General features: G+C 59.3%; 16 protein-coding genes and 1 tRNA gene. 12 read left to right on the forward strand and 5 right to left on the reverse strand.

Annotated features, from left to right (window positions below):
* Positions 1-55 precede the first annotated feature (55 nt).
* Positions 56-1,564 carry an anion permease gene (locus tag F3J31_RS03770; protein WP_008500292.1) on the forward strand — a complete coding sequence of 503 codons (1,509 nt, stop codon included), beginning with the start codon at positions 56-58 and terminating at the stop codon, positions 1,562-1,564.
* Between the two features lie 52 nt (positions 1,565-1,616).
* The gene (fumA, locus tag F3J31_RS03775) at positions 1,617-3,266 is read left to right on the forward strand and encodes a class I fumarate hydratase FumA (RefSeq protein ID WP_063622025.1); all 1,650 of its coding nucleotides are present in this window, start codon (positions 1,617-1,619) and stop codon (positions 3,264-3,266) included.
* On the opposite strand, the gene F3J31_RS03780 is transcribed toward fumA, so the two are convergent.
* Positions 3,255-4,148: a LysR family transcriptional regulator gene (locus tag F3J31_RS03780; RefSeq protein WP_167211378.1), complete on the reverse strand. Its 894-nt coding sequence runs from the start codon at positions 4,146-4,148 to the stop codon at positions 3,255-3,257. The two genes, fumA and F3J31_RS03780, sit on opposite strands and share 12 nt — an antisense overlap.
* Positions 4,149-4,254: 106 nt before the next feature.
* On the opposite strand from F3J31_RS03780, the gene F3J31_RS03785 reads away from it, so the two are divergent.
* The 3 genes from F3J31_RS03785 to F3J31_RS03795 all read left to right on the forward strand — a co-directional run bounded on the left by F3J31_RS03785 (position 4,255) and on the right by F3J31_RS03795 (position 7,932).
* Positions 4,255-5,553 (forward strand): serine hydrolase, encoded by a 1,299-nt coding sequence (locus F3J31_RS03785; RefSeq protein ID WP_167211381.1) that lies wholly within the window; start codon positions 4,255-4,257, stop codon positions 5,551-5,553.
* A gap of 280 nt (positions 5,554-5,833) precedes the next feature.
* On the forward strand, positions 5,834-7,147 hold the full coding sequence (locus tag F3J31_RS03790) for an MFS transporter (protein WP_048029378.1): 1,314 nt from the start codon (positions 5,834-5,836) through the stop codon (positions 7,145-7,147).
* Positions 7,144-7,932, forward strand: coding sequence for a substrate-binding domain-containing protein (locus tag F3J31_RS03795; protein ID WP_045908142.1), 789 nt, complete (start codon positions 7,144-7,146; stop codon positions 7,930-7,932). Before F3J31_RS03790 ends, F3J31_RS03795 begins: the two co-directional genes overlap by 4 nt.
* On the opposite strand, the gene F3J31_RS03800 is transcribed toward F3J31_RS03795, so the two are convergent.
* From F3J31_RS03800 to F3J31_RS03810, 3 genes are all read right to left on the reverse strand, one after another.
* Positions 7,907-8,806, reverse strand: a complete 900-nt coding sequence (locus tag F3J31_RS03800) for a LysR family transcriptional regulator (protein WP_167211384.1) — start codon at positions 8,804-8,806, stop codon at positions 7,907-7,909. The two genes, F3J31_RS03795 and F3J31_RS03800, sit on opposite strands and share 26 nt — an antisense overlap.
* Positions 8,807-8,900: 94 nt before the next feature.
* Entirely contained in the window at positions 8,901-10,430 is a 1,530-nt protein-coding gene (locus F3J31_RS03805) for a cryptochrome/photolyase family protein (RefSeq protein WP_167211387.1), read from the reverse strand.
* A complete protein-coding gene (locus F3J31_RS03810; protein ID WP_071530926.1) occupies positions 10,427-10,573 on the reverse strand; it encodes a DUF2256 domain-containing protein in 147 nt (48 codons plus the stop codon). Before F3J31_RS03810 ends, F3J31_RS03805 begins: the two co-directional genes overlap by 4 nt.
* A gap of 216 nt (positions 10,574-10,789) precedes the next feature.
* Here F3J31_RS03810 and mtfA point away from each other — a divergent pair, with 216 nt between their 5' ends.
* Entirely contained in the window at positions 10,790-11,587 is a 798-nt protein-coding gene (mtfA, locus tag F3J31_RS03815; RefSeq protein ID WP_126533618.1) for a DgsA anti-repressor MtfA, read from the forward strand.
* On the opposite strand, the gene F3J31_RS03820 is transcribed toward mtfA, so the two are convergent.
* Entirely contained in the window at positions 11,584-12,795 is a 1,212-nt protein-coding gene (locus tag F3J31_RS03820; RefSeq protein ID WP_167211390.1) for an MFS transporter, read from the reverse strand. The two genes, mtfA and F3J31_RS03820, sit on opposite strands and share 4 nt — an antisense overlap.
* A 138-nt stretch (positions 12,796-12,933) precedes the next feature.
* Between F3J31_RS03820 and F3J31_RS03825 the strand changes: the two genes are divergently transcribed.
* The 6 genes from F3J31_RS03825 (at position 12,934) to F3J31_RS03850 (ending at position 21,140) form a co-directional block, all read left to right on the forward strand.
* A complete protein-coding gene (locus F3J31_RS03825; protein ID WP_167211394.1) occupies positions 12,934-14,676 on the forward strand; it encodes an IucA/IucC family protein in 1,743 nt (580 codons plus the stop codon).
* The gene (locus tag F3J31_RS03830) at positions 14,676-15,623 is read left to right on the forward strand and encodes a GNAT family N-acetyltransferase (protein WP_167211397.1); all 948 of its coding nucleotides are present in this window, start codon (positions 14,676-14,678) and stop codon (positions 15,621-15,623) included. Before F3J31_RS03825 ends, F3J31_RS03830 begins: the two co-directional genes overlap by 1 nt.
* Complete coding sequence (iucC, locus tag F3J31_RS03835; RefSeq protein ID WP_345790438.1) at positions 15,620-17,362, forward strand: aerobactin synthase IucC; 1,743 nt, start codon at positions 15,620-15,622, stop codon at positions 17,360-17,362. The genes F3J31_RS03830 and iucC overlap by 4 nt, the downstream gene beginning before the upstream one ends.
* Positions 17,359-18,684: a SidA/IucD/PvdA family monooxygenase gene (locus F3J31_RS03840; protein ID WP_167211400.1), complete on the forward strand. Its 1,326-nt coding sequence runs from the start codon at positions 17,359-17,361 to the stop codon at positions 18,682-18,684. The genes iucC and F3J31_RS03840 overlap by 4 nt, the downstream gene beginning before the upstream one ends.
* 26 nt (positions 18,685-18,710) lie before the next feature.
* On the forward strand, positions 18,711-20,900 hold the full coding sequence (locus tag F3J31_RS03845; protein WP_111968096.1) for a TonB-dependent siderophore receptor: 2,190 nt from the start codon (positions 18,711-18,713) through the stop codon (positions 20,898-20,900).
* A 164-nt stretch (positions 20,901-21,064) separates the two neighbouring features.
* A tRNA-Asn gene (locus F3J31_RS03850) sits at positions 21,065-21,140 on the forward strand.
* Positions 21,141-21,279: the final 139 nt, after the last annotated feature.

Raw genomic sequence — 21,279 nt, forward strand, 5'->3', positions numbered from 1 at the left:
AGTGATTTTGTTTTTTCAGTACGACCGAATCTTTGACAACTTAAGACGTGAAACTATGAATACAAAAACTGCTGTAACGCCCCCTGTGGCGAACCAGGCATCAAATGGAAACGCAAAACGTCTGCTGATGATGGCACTGCCCGTCATCGTCGCCGTACTGCTGCTGTTTGTTCCAGTACCGGAAGGGCTGCCTCCTTACGCATGGCATTACTTCGCCATTTTCGTCGGCGTGATCGTGGGTTTGATCTTCGAACCGCTGCCGGGCGCGGTGATCGGTCTGACCGGCGTGGTCGCCATTGCCCTGTGCAGCCAGTGGGTGCTGTTCAGCCCTGAACAGCTGGCTGATCCGAAATTCAAGCTGGCAGGCGCCTCCTTTAAGTGGGCGGTGAGCGGGTTTGGTAACTCGACCGTCTGGCTGATTTTCGGTGCCTTCATGTTCGCCGCAGGCTATGACAAAACCCGCTTCGGCCGCCGTCTGGCGCTGATTCTGGTGAAATACCTCGGCCGTCGCAGCCTGACGCTCGGTTACGCGATTACGTTTGCTGACCTGCTACTGGCACCGTTCACCCCGTCCAACACCGCGCGCAGCGGCGGGACCATCTACCCGATCATCGCTAACCTGCCGCCGCTGTACGGTTCTAAACCGAACGACCCAAGCGCGCGTAAAATTGGTTCGTACCTGATGTGGGTGGCGATCACCGCGGCCTGTATCACCAGTTCAATGTTCCTCTCCGCCCTCGCGCCGAACCTGCTGGCGCTGGCGCTGGTGAAAAGTACGGTTGGGATCGATATCTCCTGGGGCACCTGGTTCCTCGCCTTCCTGCCTCTGGGTATCCTGTTGATTCTGGCTATGCCGCTGCTGGCCTACTGGTTCTACCCGCCAGAAGTGAAGGTGAACAACGAAGTGCCGCTGTGGGCGACCCGTGAGCTGGAAAAACTGGGCAAACTGTCCCGCAATGAAATTCTGCTGCTGGTGTTCGTGTGCTGTGCGCTGCTGATGTGGATCTTCGCCGCCGCGTGGATTGAACCCGCTATGGCTGCCCTGCTCATCGTCGGCCTGATGCTGTGGACCGGCGTGCTGGAGTGGAACGATATCACCGGTAACAAAGCGGCGTGGAACACCTTCGTCTGGTTCGCCACCCTGGTTGCGCTGGCGGACGGCCTCTCCTCTACCGGCTTCATCAGCTGGCTGGGTAAAGAAGGTGGTCTGTTAATGAGCGGTATCTCTCCGGGCGTGGCGACCATCGTCCTGCTGCTGGCGTTCTACCTGCTGCACTACCTGTTTGCCAGCACCACCGCGCACACCACGGCGCTGCTGCCAGCGATGCTGACCATCGCCTCCACCATTCCGGGCATGAATATGGAAGTGTTCGTTCTGCTGATGGTGACCTCGCTGGGCGTGATGGGGATCATCACCCCGTACGGTACTGGCCCAAGCCCGATCTACTACGGTAGCGGCTACCTGCCAACCAAAGACTACTGGCGCCTCGGCACCATCTTCGGTGCCATCTTCCTGGCGGCCCTGCTGCTGATTGGCTATCCGTGGATGTCCATGATGTTCTGATTTCTGACCGCCGGGGCCTTCCTCCGGCGGTTTTATTTTTGTGGAGCAAGCTATGTCAAACAAACCGTTTATCTACCAGAACCCCTTCCCTCTTTCCCATGACGACACCGAATACTACCTGCTGACCAAAGAGCACGTCTCCGTTGCCGAGTTCGAAGGCCAGGAAATCCTGAAAGTGGAGCCGGAAGCGCTGACCCTGCTGGCGCAGCAGGCCTTCCACGACGCCGCATTTATGCTGCGTCCTTCCCACCAGCAGCAGGTTGCCGCCATCCTCAACGACCCGGAAGCCAGCCAGAACGATAAGTACGTTGCCCTGCAGTTCCTGCGCAACTCCGAAATCGCGGCCAAAGGCGTGCTGCCGACCTGCCAGGATACCGGCACCGCGATCATCATGGGTAAAAAAGGCCAGCGCGTCTGGACCGGCGGCGGTGACGAAGCGGCCCTGAGCCAGGGCGTGTATAACACATACATTGAAGACAACCTGCGCTACTCCCAGAATGCGGCGCTGGATATGTATAAAGAGGTGAATACCGGTACCAACCTGCCCGCGCAGATCGATCTCTACAGCGTGGACGGCGACGAGTACAAATTCCTGTGCATGGCGAAAGGCGGCGGCTCTGCCAACAAAACCTATCTCTACCAGGAAACCAAAGCGCTGATCACCCCGGCTAAGCTGAAAAATTACCTGGTTGAGAAGATGCGTACCCTGGGGACGGCAGCCTGCCCGCCGTACCACATTGCCTTTGTTATCGGCGGAACCTCGGCGGAAGCCACGCTGAAAACCGTGAAGCTGGCTTCCACGCGCTACTACGACGCGCTGCCAACGGAAGGCAACGAACACGGCCAGGCGTTCCGCGATGTTCAGCTGGAACAGGAGCTGCTCCAGGAAGCACAGAACCTCGGCCTCGGCGCGCAGTTTGGCGGTAAATACTTCGCCCACGACATCCGCGTGATCCGCCTGCCGCGCCACGGCGCGTCCTGCCCTATTGGCATGGGAGTTTCCTGCTCCGCGGACCGCAATATCAAAGCGAAAATCAACCGCGACGGGATCTGGATTGAGAAGCTGGAGCACAACCCGGGCCAGTACATTCCTGAATCGCTGCGCCAGCAGGGCGAAGGCGACGTGGTCAGCATCAACCTGAACAAGCCGATGAATGAGATCCTGGCGCAGCTTTCTGCGCACCCGGTCTCTACTCGCCTGTCGCTGAACGGGACCATCATCGTGGCGCGCGACATCGCCCACGCGAAGCTGAAAGAGCTGATCGACAACGGCGAAGAACTGCCGCAGTACGTCAAAGATCATCCGATTTACTACGCGGGCCCGGCCAAAACGCCGGAAGGCTACGCGTCTGGCTCACTCGGTCCCACCACCGCAGGGCGCATGGATTCGTATGTGGACTTACTGCAGTCCCACGGTGCGAGCATGATCATGCTGGCAAAAGGCAACCGCAGCCAGCAGGTGACGGACGCCTGCCATAAGCACGGCGGCTTCTACCTGGGCAGCATCGGCGGCCCGGCGGCGGTGCTGGCGCAAAACAGCATTAAGAGCCTGGAGTGCGTCGCGTATCCTGAGCTGGGAATGGAGGCCATCTGGAAAATTGAAGTCGAGAACTTCCCGGCGTTTATCCTGGTGGATGACAAAGGCAACGATTTCTTCCAGCAGATCCAGAACCAGCAGTGTAAAGGCTGTTCACAGCGCTGAGTGCTTCCATACGTCCGGCAAGAGCGACAGCGTTTCAGCGATCGTGCTGCGCTTGTCGCTCCCCGGCTTCCAGATGGTGACCATCGTCTGACCAATCCCCTGGCTGCCCACTTCGGTGTGCAGCCTTTTTACGTTTTGCCACTGCCCGGCGTGAAAATGCGTCGGTAAGAATCCCCAGCCGCAGCCGCGCTCCAGCAAACCGCGCAGCATCTCCGGTTCATTGGTAAAGAGGGTATGCCCGGAAATCTGCAGGCGGCGCGCCACCGGCTCGTCCGAGGCGGGGTGCATGACGACCTGGGGCACCAGGGAGAGATCGAGCAGCGACAGAGGCGAAGAACGGTCAGCAAACAGCCCGCTGGCGGCATAAAAATCCATATCGATGGCACCCAGGGCGCGCCACTCCATATCATTGCCCACGCTGCGGTTGCGTGCCTGGCAGATGGCGAGATCCGCGTCGTTGTTCGCCAGCAGCCGTTCCGATTCATCCCGCGAGGCACAAATAAGGCTCAGGCGGATTTTTCGCACCGCCATTTCAGCAATCACCCCGTGCAGAAAGGCTCTGGGCGTAAAAGGATCGTAGACCAGCGTCAGGTCCTGCGTGGCACTGTGCGGCACCTCTCTGGCAAACGCCTCAAAGGCTTTTACCTGCCGCATCAGCAGGTGCGCCTGGCGCTGAAGCTGCTCCCCTTCGGGCGTGAGCCGCAGGGTGCGGCCGTCGCGAATAAACAGCGCGTAGCCTAACCCATCCTCAAGAAAATCAACCAGATCGCGAAGCGTCGTTCGGTCCTTCTTCAGCGCCACCGCGGCTTTACTCAGGCTCCCGTTCTCGGCCACGGCGGTAAATGCCTCGAGCTGTGCAAAAGAGTAAATCAGTCCCGCCATGCTACGCTCCTTCTGTTTTTTGGGGGGATTTTCCCCCGCTACGCGTTTTTTATTATAGCCCCGGGGTTTTTAAACTGAAGCCGTTCCTAACCTGTAAGAGACGGATATGAAAAACAGAAAAGTAAACCATGCCCTGCTGGCGGGCCTTGTCTTCAGCACCCTGATCTCCCCTGCGGCAGTGGCGGCCTGTAAAGGCACCGACCTCAGCGCCTGCCCAGCCCCCTTCGACACCACGCTGCCTGACCCCCATAAGATGCTCACCTGGAGCCAGGCCGATCGCGTGGTGGGCTTTCGCAATGACTACCGCAACTACGCCGGGGATCGTTTCCGCCACGGTAACGCCGTGCCGCTGCAAATGTCGGACAAGCCGCTCACGGACGCACACTATCAGGTCAACGGCAGGCGCTACGGCCTTCAGGAGTACCTCCAGCGCCAGAACGTCAGCGGCATGCTGGTACTGAAGGACGGCAAAATCGCCTGGAAGTATCTTGGAGAGGGCAATACCGACTCGACGCTCTGGACCTCACGCTCGGTTGGGAAATCGGTGGTATCGGCGCTGGTGGGCGTGGCCCTCAAAGAGGGAAAGATCCACTCGCTTGACGATCGGATCACGCGGTATGAACCCGACCTGAAAGGCACCGCATGGGACGGCGTGACGCTCAGACAGCTGATCACCCATACCTCCGGCGTGGCCTGGAACGAGGATTACACCAACCCCCACTCCGACTTTGCGCAGCTCACCGAGTGCGAGGCGAAGCCGGGTACCTATGACTGCGTGCGCAAGCTGGTGAAGGGGTTACGCAGAGCGTATCCGGCCGGAGAGAACTGGTCTTACTCTTCGGGTGGCGCCTGGCTGCTGGGTGACGTGCTGGAGCGGGCCACCGGCATGACGCTCGCAGCCTATCTGGAGAAAAGTATCTGGCAGCCTTACGGCATGGCGAGCGACGGCGTGTGGCATGCCTACAGCAAAGGCCAGCACGACGTCGGCGCGCACGGCTTTAACGCCACGCTGGAGGACTGGGGACGCTTCGGGCAATTTATCCTGAACAACGGTACGCTGCCGAACGGTAAGACCATCCTGCCGGAAAACTGGATCCGGCAGTCGTCAGACTGGACGAAGGCCAAAGGCTCGGTATCAGACGCCCATCCCGGGGGGCTGTACGGCTATCAGTGGTGGAACAATGAAGTGCCCGCGAACGCCACGGGCGTAGAGCCGACGGCACAGGATTCGCTGAAAGGTTCGCTCTGGGCGCTGGGCATTTTTGGGCAGATGATCGTGGTGAACCCGAAGGAAAATCTGGTCATCGTCCAGTGGTCTACCTGGCCGCAGGCGGAGCCGTCCTTCAGCGCCCAGCCGCTGGAAGCTTCTCTGATGTTTAGCGCGATTGCCAGGGCGCTGCGCTAAAATGCATCCGCCGGGTAATGAAGCGGTTACCCGGCGCATTCTGAAATGCGCCTCTGCGCCACATCACAAAATCGCAATATCATAGACTTACAGATTACTGGTGAATAAAAAGCCAACGGTTTGTTAAGTTATTGTTGCCATTAATTGTATTTAACAACCGACTTATATTCATGCAAGAAATGCATCAGTCGATGCGGCATTTGCGCTTATCTAATTCCTCATCCTGATCCAGTTTTCAGAAACAGACGCGTAAAACGTCAACAATAAACTGGAGATAACCATGTTTTCCTCAACCTCACCTGCAACCGTACGATCGAAAGCGGGCGCGATACTTCGCGTCACGTCCGGCAACTTTCTTGAGCAATTCGACTTCTTCCTGTTCGGGTTCTACGCCACCTATATCGCCCATACCTTCTTCCCGGCGAGCAGTGAATTTGCGTCGCTGATGATGACCTTCGCCGTCTTCGGCGCAGGCTTTTTGATGCGTCCAATCGGCGCCATCGTGCTTGGTGCCTATATCGACAAAGTGGGGCGCAGAAAGGGGCTGATTGTCACGCTGTCCATCATGGCGGCGGGGACCTTCCTGATCGTGCTTATTCCGTCTTATCAAAGCATCGGTCTGTGGGCACCGCTGCTGGTGCTGACGGGCCGTCTGCTGCAGGGTTTTTCCGCCGGCGCGGAGCTTGGGGGCGTGTCGGTCTATCTGGCTGAAATCGCCACGCCGGGCCGTAAGGGTTTTTACACCAGCTGGCAGTCCGGTAGCCAGCAGGTCGCCATTATGGTCGCCGCCGCAATGGGCTTTGCGCTGAACGCGATGCTGGAAGAGAGCGCCATCCGCGAATGGGGCTGGCGCATCCCGTTCCTGTTCGGCTGTTTAATCGTGCCGTTTATCTTCTTCCTGCGCCGCAAGCTGGAAGAGACGGAAGAGTTCAGCGCGCGTCGCCATCATCTGGAGATGCGTCAGGTCTTTAAAACGCTGCTCGCGAACTGGCAGGTGGTGGTCGCGGGCATGCTGATGGTGGCGATGACCACCACGGCCTTTTATCTGATTACCGTTTATGCGCCCACCTTTGGCAAAAAGGTGCTGATGCTGAGCGCGTCAGACAGCCTGCTGGTCACGCTGCTGGTGGCGATCTCTAACTTCATCTGGCTGCCGGTGGGCGGTGCCCTGTCGGATCGCTTCGGGCGCAAGCCGGTGCTGATTGCCATGACCCTGCTGGCGCTGGCGACCAGCTACCCGGCCCTGACGCTGCTGGCGAGCGCGCCCAGCTTCTCGATGATGCTGAGCGTGCTGCTGTGGCTCTCCTTCCTCTACGGCCTCTATAACGGCGCAATGATCCCGGCTCTGACGGAAATTATGCCGGCTGAAGTGCGCGTGGCGGGCTTCTCGCTGGCTTACAGCCTGGCAACGGCGGTCTTTGGCGGCTTTACCCCGGTCATGTCCACCGCGCTGATTGAATACACCGGCGACAAAGCCTCGCCGGGCTACTGGATGAGCTTCGCCGCGGTATGTGCCCTGCTGGCGACGCTCTACCTCTACCGCCGCCGCGCGGTATCGCTGCAAAACACCGTCAAGTCAGAGGGGGCAGTATGAAACGCACTTATCGCTATACCGCAAGCGCGCTGGTGCTGACGTTCCTGAGCGTCAATGCCTTTGCCCAGGACGTGAAGGTGATGATCTCAGGCGGTTTTAAAGCCGCCCTTGAAAAGCTGGCCCCGGAATATGAACACCGGACCGGGGATAAAATTGTGATCATCCCCGGCCCCTCAATGGGCAATACGCCGCAGGCGATCCCAAACCGACTGGCGCGCGGCGAGAAGGCCGACGTGGTGATTATGGTGGGCGATGCGCTGGAGAAGCTCGAAAAGGCCAGCCAGACCCAGCCGGGTTCGCGAACGGAACTCGCGGATTCTCCCGTTGGCATGGTGGTAAAAAAAGGAGCGAAAGTACCGGATATCAGCAGCGATGCGAAACTGCGTGAAACGCTGCTGCAGGCCAGCTCCATCGCCTACTCTGACAGCGCCAGCGGCAGGTACGTCAGCCAGGCATTATTCAAAAAGCTGGGAATAGAAAAAGAAGTGGCGGGTAAAGCGACAAAGGTCGAACGTATTCCGGTCGCCTCAGAAGTGGCAAATGGAAAATACACCCTCGGTTTCCAGCAGGTTAGCGAGCTGTTGCCGGTTCAGGGCGTCACCTTTGTCGGGAAAATCCCTGACAATGTGCAATACATCACGCGCTTCGCGGGCGCGGTTACCCGCCATGCAGAACATCCCGGGGAGGGGAAAGCGCTGTTGACCTATCTCGCCTCACCGCCCTCAAGGGCCGTCATTACGGAGACGGGGATGATCCCCGTTACGTCCGGCGATACTGCTCGGTGATCTGCTTTTCCAGTTCAGCCGCAATATAAGACTGGATGCGCCCCCGGCGCCGGATAAGCCCCACGGTGCGTTTCACTTCCGGCGCCATCAGCGGCAGATGCGTCAACAGCGTGTGCTCTGAGGTCGGCATTGACATGGCGGGAACGGCAGCGATGCCGATCCCCGCCTCAACCATACCGAGCATCGTGGTAACGTGACGTGTTTCGCAGACGCTGGGCCGCTCGGGAACGATATCCCCCAGCATCCGGTCGAGCAGATTGCGGTTGCCTGACGTTTTATCGAGGGAGATATAATCCTGCTGGTAAAACGTCTTCCATGTCAGGTGACTCTTCTGCGCGAGGGGATGATCCTTTCTGCACGCCGCGACGTAGACATCCTCCACCAGCGGGAAAAATTCGATTTCAGACGGCAGGTTTCCTGCAAAGCAGATACCAAAATCCGCTTGGCTGCGGGCCACGGCGTCAATCACATTGCCCGCGCTGCTGTCGATGAGCTTAATGCGAACACGCAGATAGCGAGACTGAAAACGCCGGATCACGTCAGGCATAAAGTAACAGGCCGCGGAAGGTACCGTGGCAACCGTGATCAGCCCCGTCCGCTCTTCACTGGCCTTATCGACATCCGCGAGCATTGACTCAACGCTGTCGAGCAGCTGCGCGGAGCGCTCGGCAAAGTTTTGTCCGTAGAGCGTCAGCGCCACGCGGCGGGTGGTGCGATCGAACAGCCTGTTTCCCAGCGCGGCTTCCAGCTTTTCAATCCTGCGGCTCAGCGCCGACTGGGATAAACAGATAGATTCAGCGGCGACACGGAAGTTACCGTATTCCACTAACGCTCTGAAAGCATAAAGATCGTTAAGGTCAAAATTCACGGGCATAGCGTCTGGATGTCCTGTCAGGGAATACGCAACAAAGTCAAAAATAATAGCGTCTTATTGACCTGCCGCAACCGCCCAGGCGTTGAAATACCGATCAGAGGTCGTTGAGATGCAGGCGGACGTACCCCGCGCGGTCTGCAATGGCCTGCCGATCCTCTTCCGTCATGTCCGCTAGCTGTTTAAAGACAATCCCCAGGCGGGGATTGTTACCGAGACGCGCCTTATTGCGCGCAAAGAAGTCCCAGTAAAGGGCATTGAAGGGGCACGCCTGTTCGCCGGTACGCAGGTTGTGTTGATACCGGCACCCCTGACAGTAATTACTCATCTTATGAATATATGACGCGCTCGAGACGTAGGGTTTACTGGCCAGTAACCCGCCATCGCCAAACTGGCTCATGCCGAGAGTGTTGGGCAGCTCCACCCACTCAAAGGCATCAATATAGACGCCCAGATACCATTCATGGACCGCCTGCGGCGACAGGCCGCTGAGCAGGCTAAAGTTTCCAATGACCATCAGGCGCTGGATATGGTGGGCGTAAGCCTCGGTGAGCGACTGCCCAACGGCATGCGCCAGGCAGCGCATCTGCGTCTTGCCCGTCCAGAACCAGTCCGGCAGCGGGGCGTGCTGGTCTAAGGCATTCAGCTCCCGATAGCCCGGCATCTGCGACCAGTAGATCCCGCGCACATACTCCCGCCAGCCGAGAATTTGTCGGATAAACCCTTCAACGGCAGGCAGCGGCGCGTGGCCCGAACGCCACGCCTGCTGGGCGGCCGCGACCACTTCCCGCGGATTAAGCATTTTAGCGTTCAGCGCGAATGAAATTAACGAGTGGAAAAGAAAAGGTTCCTCCGCGTGCATCGCGTCCTGCCAGTTTCCAAACTGCGGGAGCACGTGCGCGATAAAATCATCCAGCCTGGCTTTGGCTTCCGCACGGTTGAGCGGCCAGCGAAAATTGTCGGCCTGCGGTTCGCCGAAGGTCTTTACGCCGCAGCGTTGGATCTCCGCCCATAAGGCGGAACGATCGTGGCAGGGACGCGCGTCCACCGGCGCGGGAGGCTCGCCGGACCAGCGCTTGCGGTTTTCAGCATCGAAATTCCATTTCCCCCCTTCCGGCTCGCCTTCAGAGGTTAACAGGACGCCGTGCTGACGACGCATTTCCCGATAAAAGTACTCCATTCGCCAGCTTTTGCGTGACGCAAAGAACGCGCTGACCTGTTCCCGAGTGGTGAAAAAATGCTCGCTACTGACGCAGGCCGTTTCAACGGAGACCGTCTTCGCCCACGCCTGCAGCTGCGTATCAAGACGCCATTCGTCGGGCTCCTGCCATATCACCCTATCTGCGCGGTAATGCGCGACAAGCGCGTTGAGATTGTCTTCCAGCGCGCCGCGGTTTGAGCCATCGGAGAGTCGGACATACCTCACCCGATGCCCCTTCTCTTTTAATGCAGAGGCAAACGCGCGCATGGCGGCGAAGATAGCGATAACTTTCTGGGCGTGATGAAGCACGTAGGCGGTTTCTGCCCTGAGTTCCAGCATCACGTAAATGACGTTAGGACTGCAGGTATCAAACCAGCTGTGATGCGGATTAAGCTGATCGCCCAGGATCAGACGCAGCTCGGTCAACGGTGGCTCCTGCGGCAACGCTCAGAACAGTATTTAACCTCATTCCAGCATTTCGCCCATTTCTTGCGCCACGTCATGGGCCGCTGGCAGTGCACACACAGTCGACTGGGCAGGTCCTGCTTGTTACCTTTGAAATCGCTCATCTTTTCAATACCGCACTGATTAATTCACCCCACCTGCGGATAAAGGCCACGACAGACTTCACAAAATGAAGGTGATGCCCGCAAACCGCTACCCACCGCTACGTACGAAATGATAGTTTATTCAGGCTGGATTTGTCGCAGTGAGCGATTTTCTGGCATCTTAACCGAACCTGACTTTCCCATTTTTGTTCAAATGACGAGTTTGCGAGCAAAGCGATGATAAAGTGGCCCTGGAAAACGAATGAGGCTGGCCGGGATGTGGCGCTGCCATGGGATGACGCACTGACGATCCCTGTTCTGGCTAATCTAACCCCGGATGAACAATCGAAACTGGTTCAACTGGCGGATCGTTTTTTGCAGCAAAAACGCCTGGTGCCACTGCAGGGGTTTGAACTCGATCCCCTGAAAAACGCCCGCATCGCCCTGCTGTTCTGTCTGCCGGTGCTTGCACTCGGCATTGAGTGGCTGGACGGTTTCCACGAAGTGCTTATCTATCCCGCGCCGTTCGTGGTGGATGACGAATGGCAGGACGACATTGGGCTGGTGCATAACCAGCGCGTGGTGCAGTCCGGACAAAGCTGGCAGCAAGGGCCGATAATCCTCAACTGGCTCGATATTCAGGACTCGTTCGACGCCTCCGGCTTTAATCTGATTATTCATGAGGTGGCGCACAAGCTGGATACCCGCAACGGCGATCGCGCCAGCGGCGTTCCGCTGATCCCGCTTCGCGAGGTCGCGGGCTGGGAGCACGACCTGCACGCGGCGATGGATAACATTCAGGATGAAATAGACCTTGTGGGCGAGAGCGCGGCCAGCATTGACGCCTATGCGGCAACCGACCCGGCTGAGTGCTTTGCGGTGCTCTCCGAGTATTTCTTCAGCGCGCCAGAGCTTTTCGCGCCCCGTTTCCCGGCCCTGTGGCAACGTTTCTGCCAGTTTTATCAGCAGGATCCGCTCCAGCGCCTGCGGCAGAATGAGGCGTCTGGCGGGCATTCGTCCCGCCAGGTCCATTAAGCTTTTTCAGCAGGGGTACGCTCAGTTGACCATACCCCTATGCTCAGGGCTAAAAACAGCAGCGCCATTCCCCATGCGGCCACCATTAAAGCCTGCTCCCCGTAAAAGCGCGTCACGACCGGCACCAGCAGTGCGCTGACGCCGTAGCCTAACGTGTGGCTGGTGGCGATGACGCCCGCGCCTTTCCCCGTGGTCAGCCGATCGTTCAGCAGAAGCTGGTAGCCCGGCGTGGCCATCGCCGCCCCGAGTGACGTGATAACAATCCCCACGTAGAACAACATCAAACCGGCAACAGACATCAGCCCAAGCCCTGCCACCATCAGCACCGCCGCGATGCAGAGCAATGTCACCGGGCTGAAATGCTGCGGGCGGACCACCAGAAACTGTGCCGCGAGCGTGGCCAGCGCGGCCAGGCTCAGCAGGAGCGCGACATGATGGCTGATCTCCCGGGCGTTACCGTCCAGCAGCGGGCTAAGATGCGGTGACAGGCCAATCTGCATCAGGCTCACCAGCGCCGCCAGCAGCAGCGCCAGCAGCAGGAACGGCAGCATGGAGGCCTGCAGGCGGGTTGCCTGGTGGGCTACCGGTGGCAGCGGCGGGTCAGCGACTTCGCGAAGCACCAGCAACAGAGCGAGAAGCGGCGCAACCGCCATCAGCCAGAGCGGCGCCACCGGATTAACGCTGAGCATCAGCGCCGCCAGCGGTGGGCCGAGCAAACGCCCGCAGCTGAGGCCGGAGCTGATCGTCGCCAGCGCCGCCATTCTTTTCTCCAGTCCCGCACGCTGAATCGCCCACGTCTGGGCCGCAGGCACCAGCCCCGAGACCGTCAGTCCGTAGAGCAGGCGCGAGAAAATAAGCCCCGCCAGCCCCCAGACCGTATCCAGCCTTCCGGCCGCCATCGCCCAGACCACCAGCGCCATCACAACAAAACTGGCCAGATAGCCGCTTAGCGAGGCCAGCATGACGGACTTACACCCCTTCCGCTCGCTCTGACGCCCCCACCAGGGCGATGCCGGTAAAAAGAGCATGGATCCAAACATCAACAGCCCGGCCCAGACCGAGAGTGACAGCCCGGTCAGGGTCACCAGCTGCGGGAGCATCACCAGCAAACCGTTTTGCCCGATGCCCAGTAAACCCGCAGATAGCGCCAGGGGCCAGTTAGCTTTTGAGGTGACGTTTTCCGTCAAGGTTTCAGAGTCAGCGCGCATGAGAATGTGAACATAGTGTCAATAAATGTGTGGAAATTATGAAGTTTATGAAAACAAATATTGCAAAAATGGTTGCGACTGTAAACAGAATGAATATCATAACGAGAATTATTATCAATCACGGAATGAGGTACATCTATGCGTGCTCTGCTCCGCGCCGCCGGTACAGACGTTGCAGCCCAGTGTTTTTTAAACGCCCTGTTGCGCGAAACGAAGGACTGGCGCTATCTCCCCGCTACCGATGCGGATGCGCTATCTGAGATCCATATCCCGCTTTCCCAAACCCAGGCGCTTCGGGTGCCGGTACGCTATTTCTCTCCCACCCAGCATCATCAGTACCGTTTCCCGGCAACGCTTATTCAGAGCAACAGCGACCGCAGTGACGCCGTCACATTCTCTCAACTGGTTGATTTAATTCTTGAAAAACCGTCCGTAAAAGGCTCGCTGGATGCCGATACGCTGGCGCGTTTTAAGCAGCGCGTTCTCGAAAGCCATGTCCATACCTGGCAGGCGATTGATTTACGCCACGGCTGGGCAACCCTGCGCGATAAGCCTCTGACGTTTGCCGACGCGGAACAGGCGCTGCTGGTCGGCCATGCGTTTCATCCGGCACCGAAGTCGCACGAGCCGTTCAACGAAACCGAGGCGCGTCGCTACCTGCCTGATTTCGCCTCCCGCTTCCCGCTGCGCTGGTTTGCCGTTGAAAGCACGCTCGTTGCCGGCGACAGCCTGAACGTCTCCCTGCGTGAACGTCTGCTGCGCTTTGCGGCCCAGAGCGCGCCCGAGCTGCTCGGCCACTTCACCGACACCCGTTGGCTGCTGCCGATGCACCCGTGGCAGGCCGACTATCTGCTGGAGCAGAACTGGTGCCAGCGTCTGGCGGAAGACGGTTCACTGCAGGATCTGGGTGAAGCGGGCGCACAGTGGCTGCCCACCAGCTCCTCCCGCTCGCTGTACAGCGAGACCAACAGCGACATGATTAAGTTCTCCCTCAGCGTGCGCCTGACGAACTCCGTGCGCACGCTGTCGGTGAAAGAGGTGAAGCGCGGCATGCGCCTGGCGCGTCTGGCAAAAACGGAACGCTGGCAGGAATTACAGGCGCGCTACCCGACCATGCGCGTCATGCAGGAGGACGGCTGGGCGGGACTGCGCGATGACAGCGGCGTCATTCAGGAAGAGAGCCTGATGGCCCTGCGCGTTAATCTGCTGTTCGATACGCCAGACACCCAGACCAACGTGCTGGTGAGCCTGACGCAGGCCGCGCCGGACGGCGGTGACAGCCTGCTCGCTGCGGCGGTGCGCCGTCTGAGCCAGCGTCTTGATTTACCGCTCGCTCAGGCCGCCCGCTGCTGGCTGGACGCCTACTGCGACCGCGTATTGCTTCCGCTGTTCAGCGCCGAGGCGGACTACGGTCTGGTCCTGCTGGCGCACCAGCAAAATATCCTCGTTGAGATGCAGCAGGATTTCCCGGTCGGGCTGATCTATCGCGACTGCCAGGGCAGCGCGTGGACCGAAAGCGCCGACGCGTGGCTGAAAGAAGCTGGCGAAACTGAGGTGGAAAACCGCTTTGGCAAGAGCCAGCTGCTGCGCTACTTCCCTTACTACCTGCTGCTGAACTCTACCCTTGCCGTTACCGCCGCCCTTGCTGCCGCCGGTTTTGACAGCGAGGAGAGCCTGATGTCCCGGGTGCGCGACGCGCTGGCGGAACTGCGCCGCACGGCGAAGCAGACCCGCTGCCTCGACTACGTGCTCGACAGCCCGACCTGGAACTGCAAAGGCAACTTCTTCTGCTACTTGCACGATCGCAATGAAAACACCATCGCCGATCCGGCGGTGATCTATTTCGACTTTAGCAACCCGTTCTACAAGGAGAAGGCGTGATGGCTATCGCGAATATCGTCCATTCCGGCTATGGCTTTCGCTGCACCGCAACGGATCGCACCCTGCCGCTGGCGTTGGGTCTCGACGGCAGCGCGGTGCTGGAGCGTCTGAAGGGGATCCCGGACGGCTGGCTGGTGGAAGCCCTGGATCAGCTGTTTGTGGCCGCCCCCGCGCTGACCGGCATTACGTTGCCGTGGGCGGACTGGCAGGATGAACCCCAGGCGCAGGCGCTGTTTGGCCTGGCCCACGGTGATTATCTGGCGCGCAATGCCTTCTGGCAGTTGCCGCTGTGGCTGAAAGGCGAACGGCATCAGGCGAGCGGCGGAATGCAGTTTGACGAGAGCCGTCAACTGTACTTCCCGCTGCGCCCTCACCGCCCGCAGGGCGAAGTGTATCGCCGTTACGATCCGCAAATTAAGCGCACCCTCAGCTTCCGCGTGGCCGACGTGGCGCTGGACGGCGAGCGCTTTACCCAATGGATGAACAACCCGCGCGTGAACGCCTTCTGGGAGATGGCGGGCCCGCAGGCCGAGCAGGAAAACTACCTGCGCCGTCAGCTCGACTCGACCTACTGCTACCCGGTTATCGGCTGCTTCGACGACCAGCCGTTCGGCTATTTTGAACTCTACTGGGCGGCGGAAGACCGCATTGGCCGCCACTACCGCTGGCAGCCGTTTGACCGCGGGCTGCACATGCTGGTGGGCGAAGAGAACTGGCGCGGTGCGCAGTACATCCGCAGCTGGCTGCGCGGCCTGAGCCACTACCTGTATCTCGATGAACCGCGCACCACGCGGATTGTCGCCGAGCCGCGCTTCGACAACCAGCGCCTGTTCCGCCATCTGGACTCTGCCGGTTTCGACACGGTGAAAGAGTTCGACTTCCCGCATAAACGCTCGCGCCTCATTATGAGCCAGCGTCACCGCTTCTTCAGCGAGGTGGGCCTGTGAACGCGCTCTGGGAAAAAGTGAACCGCGAGATGGTGGCGAAGCTCCTCGCCGAGCTGGAGTATGAACGCACCCTGCGCGCCGAGCCGCTTGCGTCTGACGCCTGGCGCATCACCATGGGCAACGAGTCCTGGCAGTTTTGCGCCACGCGCGGGATCTGGGGCTGGTTGCATATCGACCCGGACAGCCTGACCACCGCCAGCGGTGCCGCCGTGGAGGCGGAGCGCGCGCTGCTGCAGCTGGCGAAGGTGCTGGAGATGAGCGACGCGCAGACGGCGGAGCACATGGAAGATCTCTACGCCACGCTGCGCGGCGACATACAGCTGCTGCAGGCGCGTGAAGGGCTGGACGCGGACGCGCTGATCCACCTCGACCCGGACGAATTACAGTGCCTGATGCGCGGTCACCCGAAGTTTATTTTCAACAAAGGCCGCCGCGGCTGGGGTCTGGACGCGCTGCGTCAGTACGCGCCTGAGTATCGCGGACGTTTTCGTCTGCACTGGGTCGCCGTTCAGCGGGAGCATCTGGTCTGGAGCAGCGACGTCGATTGCGATATCAGCACCCTGCTGGCCAGCGCCATGGACAACGCCGAGCGCGCCCGTTTTGACGCCCGCTGGCAGGCGCTGGGTCTCGACGAGAGTTGGCTGCCGGTGCCGCTGCACCCGTGGCAGTGGCAGCAGAAGATCGCCATTCATTTCCTGGCGCAGCTGGCACGCGGTGAGATAGTTGAGCTGGGCGAGTTTGGCGATGAGTACCTGGCGCAGCAGTCCCTGCGCACGCTCACCAACGCCAGCCGTCGCGCGCCGTTTGACATCAAGCTCCCGCTGACAATCTACAACACCTCCTGCTATCGCGGTATTCCGGGCAAATACATTGCCGCCGGGCCGCTGGCCTCGCGCTGGCTGCAGCAGCAGTTCGCCAGCGACGCCACGTTTGCCCGCTCTGGCGCGCAGGTGCTGGGTGAGCCCGCTGCCGGGTATCTCTCGCATCCGGGTTATGCCGTATTGCCGAAAGCGCCCTATCGCTATCAGGAGATGCTGGGCGTGATCTGGCGGGAAAACCCGTCCTGCTATCTGCAGGACGGCGAACAGGCGGTGCTGCTGGCGGCGCTAATGGAAACCGACAACGCCGGGTGTGCGCTGATCGACGCGTGGATCAGTCGCTCCGGGTTAAGCGCCGACGCATGGCTGGAAAAACTGTTTGAGGCATCGGTGATCCCGTTCTATCACCTGCTCTGCCGCTACGGCGTGGCGCTGATCGCCCACGGGCAGAACGTGACGCTGGTGATGAAGGATTATGTCCCGCAGCGCATCCTGCTGAAGGATTTCCAGGGCGATATGCGCCTGGTGGATGAAGATTTCCCTCAGGCCCAGAGCCTGCCTGATCAGGTGAAGGCCGTTACGGCGCGCCTGAGCGCGGATTACATCATTCACGATCTGCAAACCGGCAACTTTGTGACGGTGCTGCGTTTTATCTCACGCCTCACGCTGCAAAGCGGCGTCAGCGAAACGCGTTTCTATCAGATCCTCGCCGGGGTTCTTCACCGCTATATGGCCGCGCACCCTGAGCTTGCCGATCGCTTCGCGAAGTTCGACCTGTTTAAGCCGCAAATTATTCGCGTGATCCTCAATCCGGTCAAACTGACCTTCTCCGAACACGACGGCGGCAGCCGCATGCTGCCGAACTACGTCACCGACCTTGATAACCCTCTTTTTCTGGCCTCCCGGGAGTCAGCGCAATGAAAACCTATGATTTCATCGGCATTGGTATTGGCCCGTTTAACCTCAGCATCGCCGCGCTGGCGGAAGGGCTGGACGGCTTTAGCTCGCTGTTTCTTGAGCGCAAACCGCACTTTTCCTGGCACCCGGGGATGATGGTGCCGGACTGCCACATGCAGACCAGCTTCCTGAAGGATCTGGTCAGCGCCGTGGAGCCGACCAACCGCCACAGCTTCCTGAACTACCTGGTGCAGCGTAAAAAGTTCTACCGCTTCCTGACCACCGAACAGCGCACCGTTTCGCGGGAAGAGTTTGCCGATTACCTGTGCTGGGCGGCGGACAACCTCACCAACCTCGCCTTCAGCCAGCAGGTGCAGCAGGTGAGCTTTGATGAGAAAAGTGGCCTGTTTGAGGTGGTGACCCAGCGCGACCGCTTCCTGGCGCGCCATGTCTGCGTAGGGATCGGTAAGCAGATCAACCTGCCGGACTGCGTCACCGTGCAGGACGATACCTGCTTCCACGCCAGCGAGATGATGCTGCGCACGCCGGATCTTACGGGCAAGCGCGTCACCGTCGTCGGCGGCGGCCAGAGCGGCGCCGACCTGTTCCTGAATATTTTCCGTGGCGAATGGGGCCAGCCGCTGAGCCTGAACTGGGTCTCGCGCCGCAACAACTACAACGCGCTGGATGAAGCCGCCTTTGCTAACGAGTATTTCACGCCGGAGTACGTGGACAGCTTCTCCACGCTCGGTGAAGAGGCGCGTCGGCAGATGCTGCACGAGCAGAAGATGACCTCCGACGGCATCACCACCGAGTCACTGCTGGCGATTTACCGCGCCATGTACCATCGCTTCGAAGTACTGCGTGAAAAACCCTGGGCGCACCTGATGCCGTCCCGCTCGGTGACAGCCCTGACGCGCCTGGAAAACGGTCAGCGCCTGAGCATACAGCATCACCTCGACGGCGGCCGCGAGCAGCTGGAGAGCGACGTGACGATCTTTGCCACCGGCTATCGCGCCGTGCAGCCTGCGTTCCTGGCGCCGCTGTCTCACCGCCTGCATCTAGATACGGACGAAGCCTTCTGCATCAACAATGATTTCACCCTCGAATGGGACGGTCCGCAGAGCAACCGCCTGTTCGCCGTGAATGCCGGGATGCACCGTCTCGGCATTGCCGAACCCCAGCTCAGCCTGATGGCCTGGCGCGCGGCGCGCATTCTGAATCGCGCGCACGCTGACGAGCCGTTTGAGCTGGCTACCACCCCTGGCATTATCCACTGGCGAAGCACCACCAGCCCGGAAAACAGTCAGGTTGTTAAATCATTAGCAAAAACCACCGAGTACTGACACACACAATCAGGGTCAACATAACAATGAAACGTTCTCATCTTTGGGTTTTAAATCCTTGCTTGCTTGCAATGCTTTCTACCTCTGCGTGGGCGGAAGAACAAAAGGAAGAAAATATCGTGGTCTCCGCCAGCCGTGCGCACCGCAGCGTGGCGGAGATGGCGCAGACCACCTGGGTCATTGAGCGGGCTGAAATTGAGCAGCAGGTTCAGGGCGGGAAAGAGATTAAAGAAGTGCTGGCACAGCTGATCCCGGGTATGGACGTCAGCAGCCAGGGACGTACCAACTACGGCATGAACCTGCGCGGCCGCTCCATGATGGTGATGGTGGACGGCGTGCGCCTGAACTCGTCCCGCAGCGACAGCCGCCAGCTCGACTCTATCGATCCGTTCAACATTGACCGTATCGAAGTTATCTCCGGCGCCACGTCACTCTACGGCGGCGGCAGCACCGGTGGTCTGGTGAATATCGTTACCAAAAAGGGCCAGCCTGAGACCGAAGTCGAGTTCCAGACGGGTGCTAAAAGCGGGTTCAACAGCCACAACGACCATGATGAGAACGTATCGGCAGCGGTCAGCGGCGGCAACGATAACGCATCCGGTCGTCTGTCGGTGTCGTATCAGCGCTACGGCGGCTGGTATGATGGCAACGGCGACGAGGTGATTATTGATAACACCCAGACCGGCTTACAGTATTCCGACCGTATCGATGTGATGGGCACAGGCACCCTCAATATTGACGATCACCAGCAGCTGCAACTGACCACTCAGTACTACAAGAGCGAGTCCGACGGCAAGCATGGTCTGTATCTCGGGAAGAACTTCTCAGCGGTCACGGGGGATGCGACCGCGTACAACAAAGGTAACCTCGATTCTGACCGCGTGCCGGGTACCGAGCGCCATCTGATCAACCTGCAGTACTCCAATACCGATTTCTGGGGCCAGGATCTGGTCGCGCAGATTTACTATCGCGACGAGAGCCTGACCTACTATCCGTTCCCGACCCTGACCAAAGGCGTGGTCAGCAGCATCGGCGCGTCGCAGCAGAAAACTGATTTCTACGGCGGCAAGCTGACGCTGAACAGCAAGCCGGTGGACGATTTAACGCTGACCTGGGGTATGGATGCCGACCACGAAACCTTCGACGCCAACCAGCAGTTCTTTAACCTGAGCAAAGCTGCAGCGAGCGGCGGCATGGAGCTGGATAATGCCTACAACGTGGGCCGCTACCCGGGCTACAGCATCACCAACCTCGCCCCGTTCCTGCAGGCCAGCTACGACATTGACGCCATCACCCTGAGCGGCGGCGTGCGCTACCAGTACACCGAGAACAAGGTGGACGATTTTGTCGGTTACACCCAGCAGCAGGCCATCGCTACCGGCAAAGCCACCTCCGCCGACGCGGTGCCGGGTGGGAAAACCGATTACAACAACTTCCTGTTTAACGCCGGGATCCTTGGTCGCCTGACCGAACAGCAGCAGGTGTGGTTTAACTTCTCCCAGGGCTTCGAAATTCCGGACCTGGCGAAGTACTACGGCTCCGGGACCTATCAGCTCAGCAACGGTCACTATCGCCTGTTGAACAGCGTCAACGTCAACGACTCGAAGCTGGACGGTATCAAGGTCAACGCTTATGAGCTGGGCTGGCGCTACACCGGGGATAACCTGCGCACGCAGGTTGCGGCGTATTACTCGCTCTCGGATAAAACCATCACCATCAACAAGACGGACATGACCATCAACCTGGAAGACGACAAGCGTCGTATCTACGGGGTGGAAGGTCAGGTGGACTATTTCTTCACCGACAGCGACTGGAGCACGGGCGCGAACTTTAACGCCATTAAGTCTGAAACCCGCGAAAACGGGAAATGGGAGAAGCTGACGGTTGACAGCGCCAGCCCGTCGAAAGCCAGCGCGTGGGTCAACTGGGCGCCGGGCGACTGGACCCTGCGCGTACAGAGCACGCAGACCTTTGACGTCTCTGACGCCGACGGCAAGAAGATCGATGGCTACAACACGGTCGACTTCCTGGGCAGCTACGCCCTGCCGGTGGGTAAAGTCAGCTTCAGCGTGGAAAACCTGCTGGACAAAGACTACACCACCGCCTGGGGCCAGCGCGCGCCGGGGCTGTATAGCCCAACCTACGGTGCACCGGGTCTGTATACCTACAAAGGCCGCGGACGGACGTTTGGTCTGAACTACTCCGTTCTGTTCTAATCCTGCGCGCCGCCTGCGGGCGGCGCATTTTGCTGTGTAATTTCGAAGCAAATTTACTATAAAATCAGCGATTTGCTGAAATTGTCGGCAAACGAACGAAAAGTGCGTTTTCACCCTTTGACAAGGCGTAGTGAGGTCGCTACTATGCGCCTCGTTCACACGATTCCTCTGTAGTTCAGTCGGTAGAACGGCGGACTGTTAATCCGTATGTCACTGGTTCGAGTCCAGTCAGAGGAGCCAAATTCCTGTTTTCAGGCGTGCTTATAAGTACTTATTAACTTAGACTTCAATAAGTTAGCGTGAAAATCTTTCCCGGTGCGTATCTGGTTTTCCCTGCGCATCCGGCGAAATTGGTGGTCTGATTTGGGGTCATTTCAGT

Source organism: Enterobacter sp. Acro-832 (genome assembly GCF_011752745.1).
GTDB lineage: Bacteria > Pseudomonadota > Gammaproteobacteria > Enterobacterales > Enterobacteriaceae > Enterobacter > Enterobacter quasiroggenkampii.

What these genes read in the sequence shown, in the direction of transcription:
- F3J31_RS03770 (WP_008500292.1), top strand. Translation starts at nt 56, where the DNA reads ATGAATACAAAAACTGCTGTAACGCCCCCTGTGGCGAACCAGGCATCA.
- fumA (WP_063622025.1), top strand. Translation starts at nt 1,617, where the DNA reads ATGTCAAACAAACCGTTTATCTACCAGAACCCCTTCCCTCTTTCCCAT.
- F3J31_RS03780 (WP_167211378.1), bottom strand. Translation starts at nt 4,148, where the DNA reads ATGGCGGGACTGATTTACTCTTTTGCACAGCTCGAGGCATTTACCGCC.
- F3J31_RS03785 (WP_167211381.1), top strand. Translation starts at nt 4,255, where the DNA reads ATGAAAAACAGAAAAGTAAACCATGCCCTGCTGGCGGGCCTTGTCTTC.
- F3J31_RS03790 (WP_048029378.1), top strand. Translation starts at nt 5,834, where the DNA reads ATGTTTTCCTCAACCTCACCTGCAACCGTACGATCGAAAGCGGGCGCG.
- F3J31_RS03795 (WP_045908142.1), top strand. Translation starts at nt 7,144, where the DNA reads ATGAAACGCACTTATCGCTATACCGCAAGCGCGCTGGTGCTGACGTTC.
- F3J31_RS03800 (WP_167211384.1), bottom strand. Translation starts at nt 8,806, where the DNA reads ATGCCCGTGAATTTTGACCTTAACGATCTTTATGCTTTCAGAGCGTTA.
- F3J31_RS03810 (WP_071530926.1), bottom strand. Translation starts at nt 10,573, where the DNA reads ATGAGCGATTTCAAAGGTAACAAGCAGGACCTGCCCAGTCGACTGTGT.
- mtfA (WP_126533618.1), top strand. Translation starts at nt 10,790, where the DNA reads ATGATAAAGTGGCCCTGGAAAACGAATGAGGCTGGCCGGGATGTGGCG.
- F3J31_RS03820 (WP_167211390.1), bottom strand. Translation starts at nt 12,795, where the DNA reads ATGCGCGCTGACTCTGAAACCTTGACGGAAAACGTCACCTCAAAAGCT.
- F3J31_RS03825 (WP_167211394.1), top strand. Translation starts at nt 12,934, where the DNA reads ATGCGTGCTCTGCTCCGCGCCGCCGGTACAGACGTTGCAGCCCAGTGT.
- F3J31_RS03830 (WP_167211397.1), top strand. Translation starts at nt 14,676, where the DNA reads ATGGCTATCGCGAATATCGTCCATTCCGGCTATGGCTTTCGCTGCACC.
- F3J31_RS03840 (WP_167211400.1), top strand. Translation starts at nt 17,359, where the DNA reads ATGAAAACCTATGATTTCATCGGCATTGGTATTGGCCCGTTTAACCTC.
- F3J31_RS03845 (WP_111968096.1), top strand. Translation starts at nt 18,711, where the DNA reads ATGAAACGTTCTCATCTTTGGGTTTTAAATCCTTGCTTGCTTGCAATG.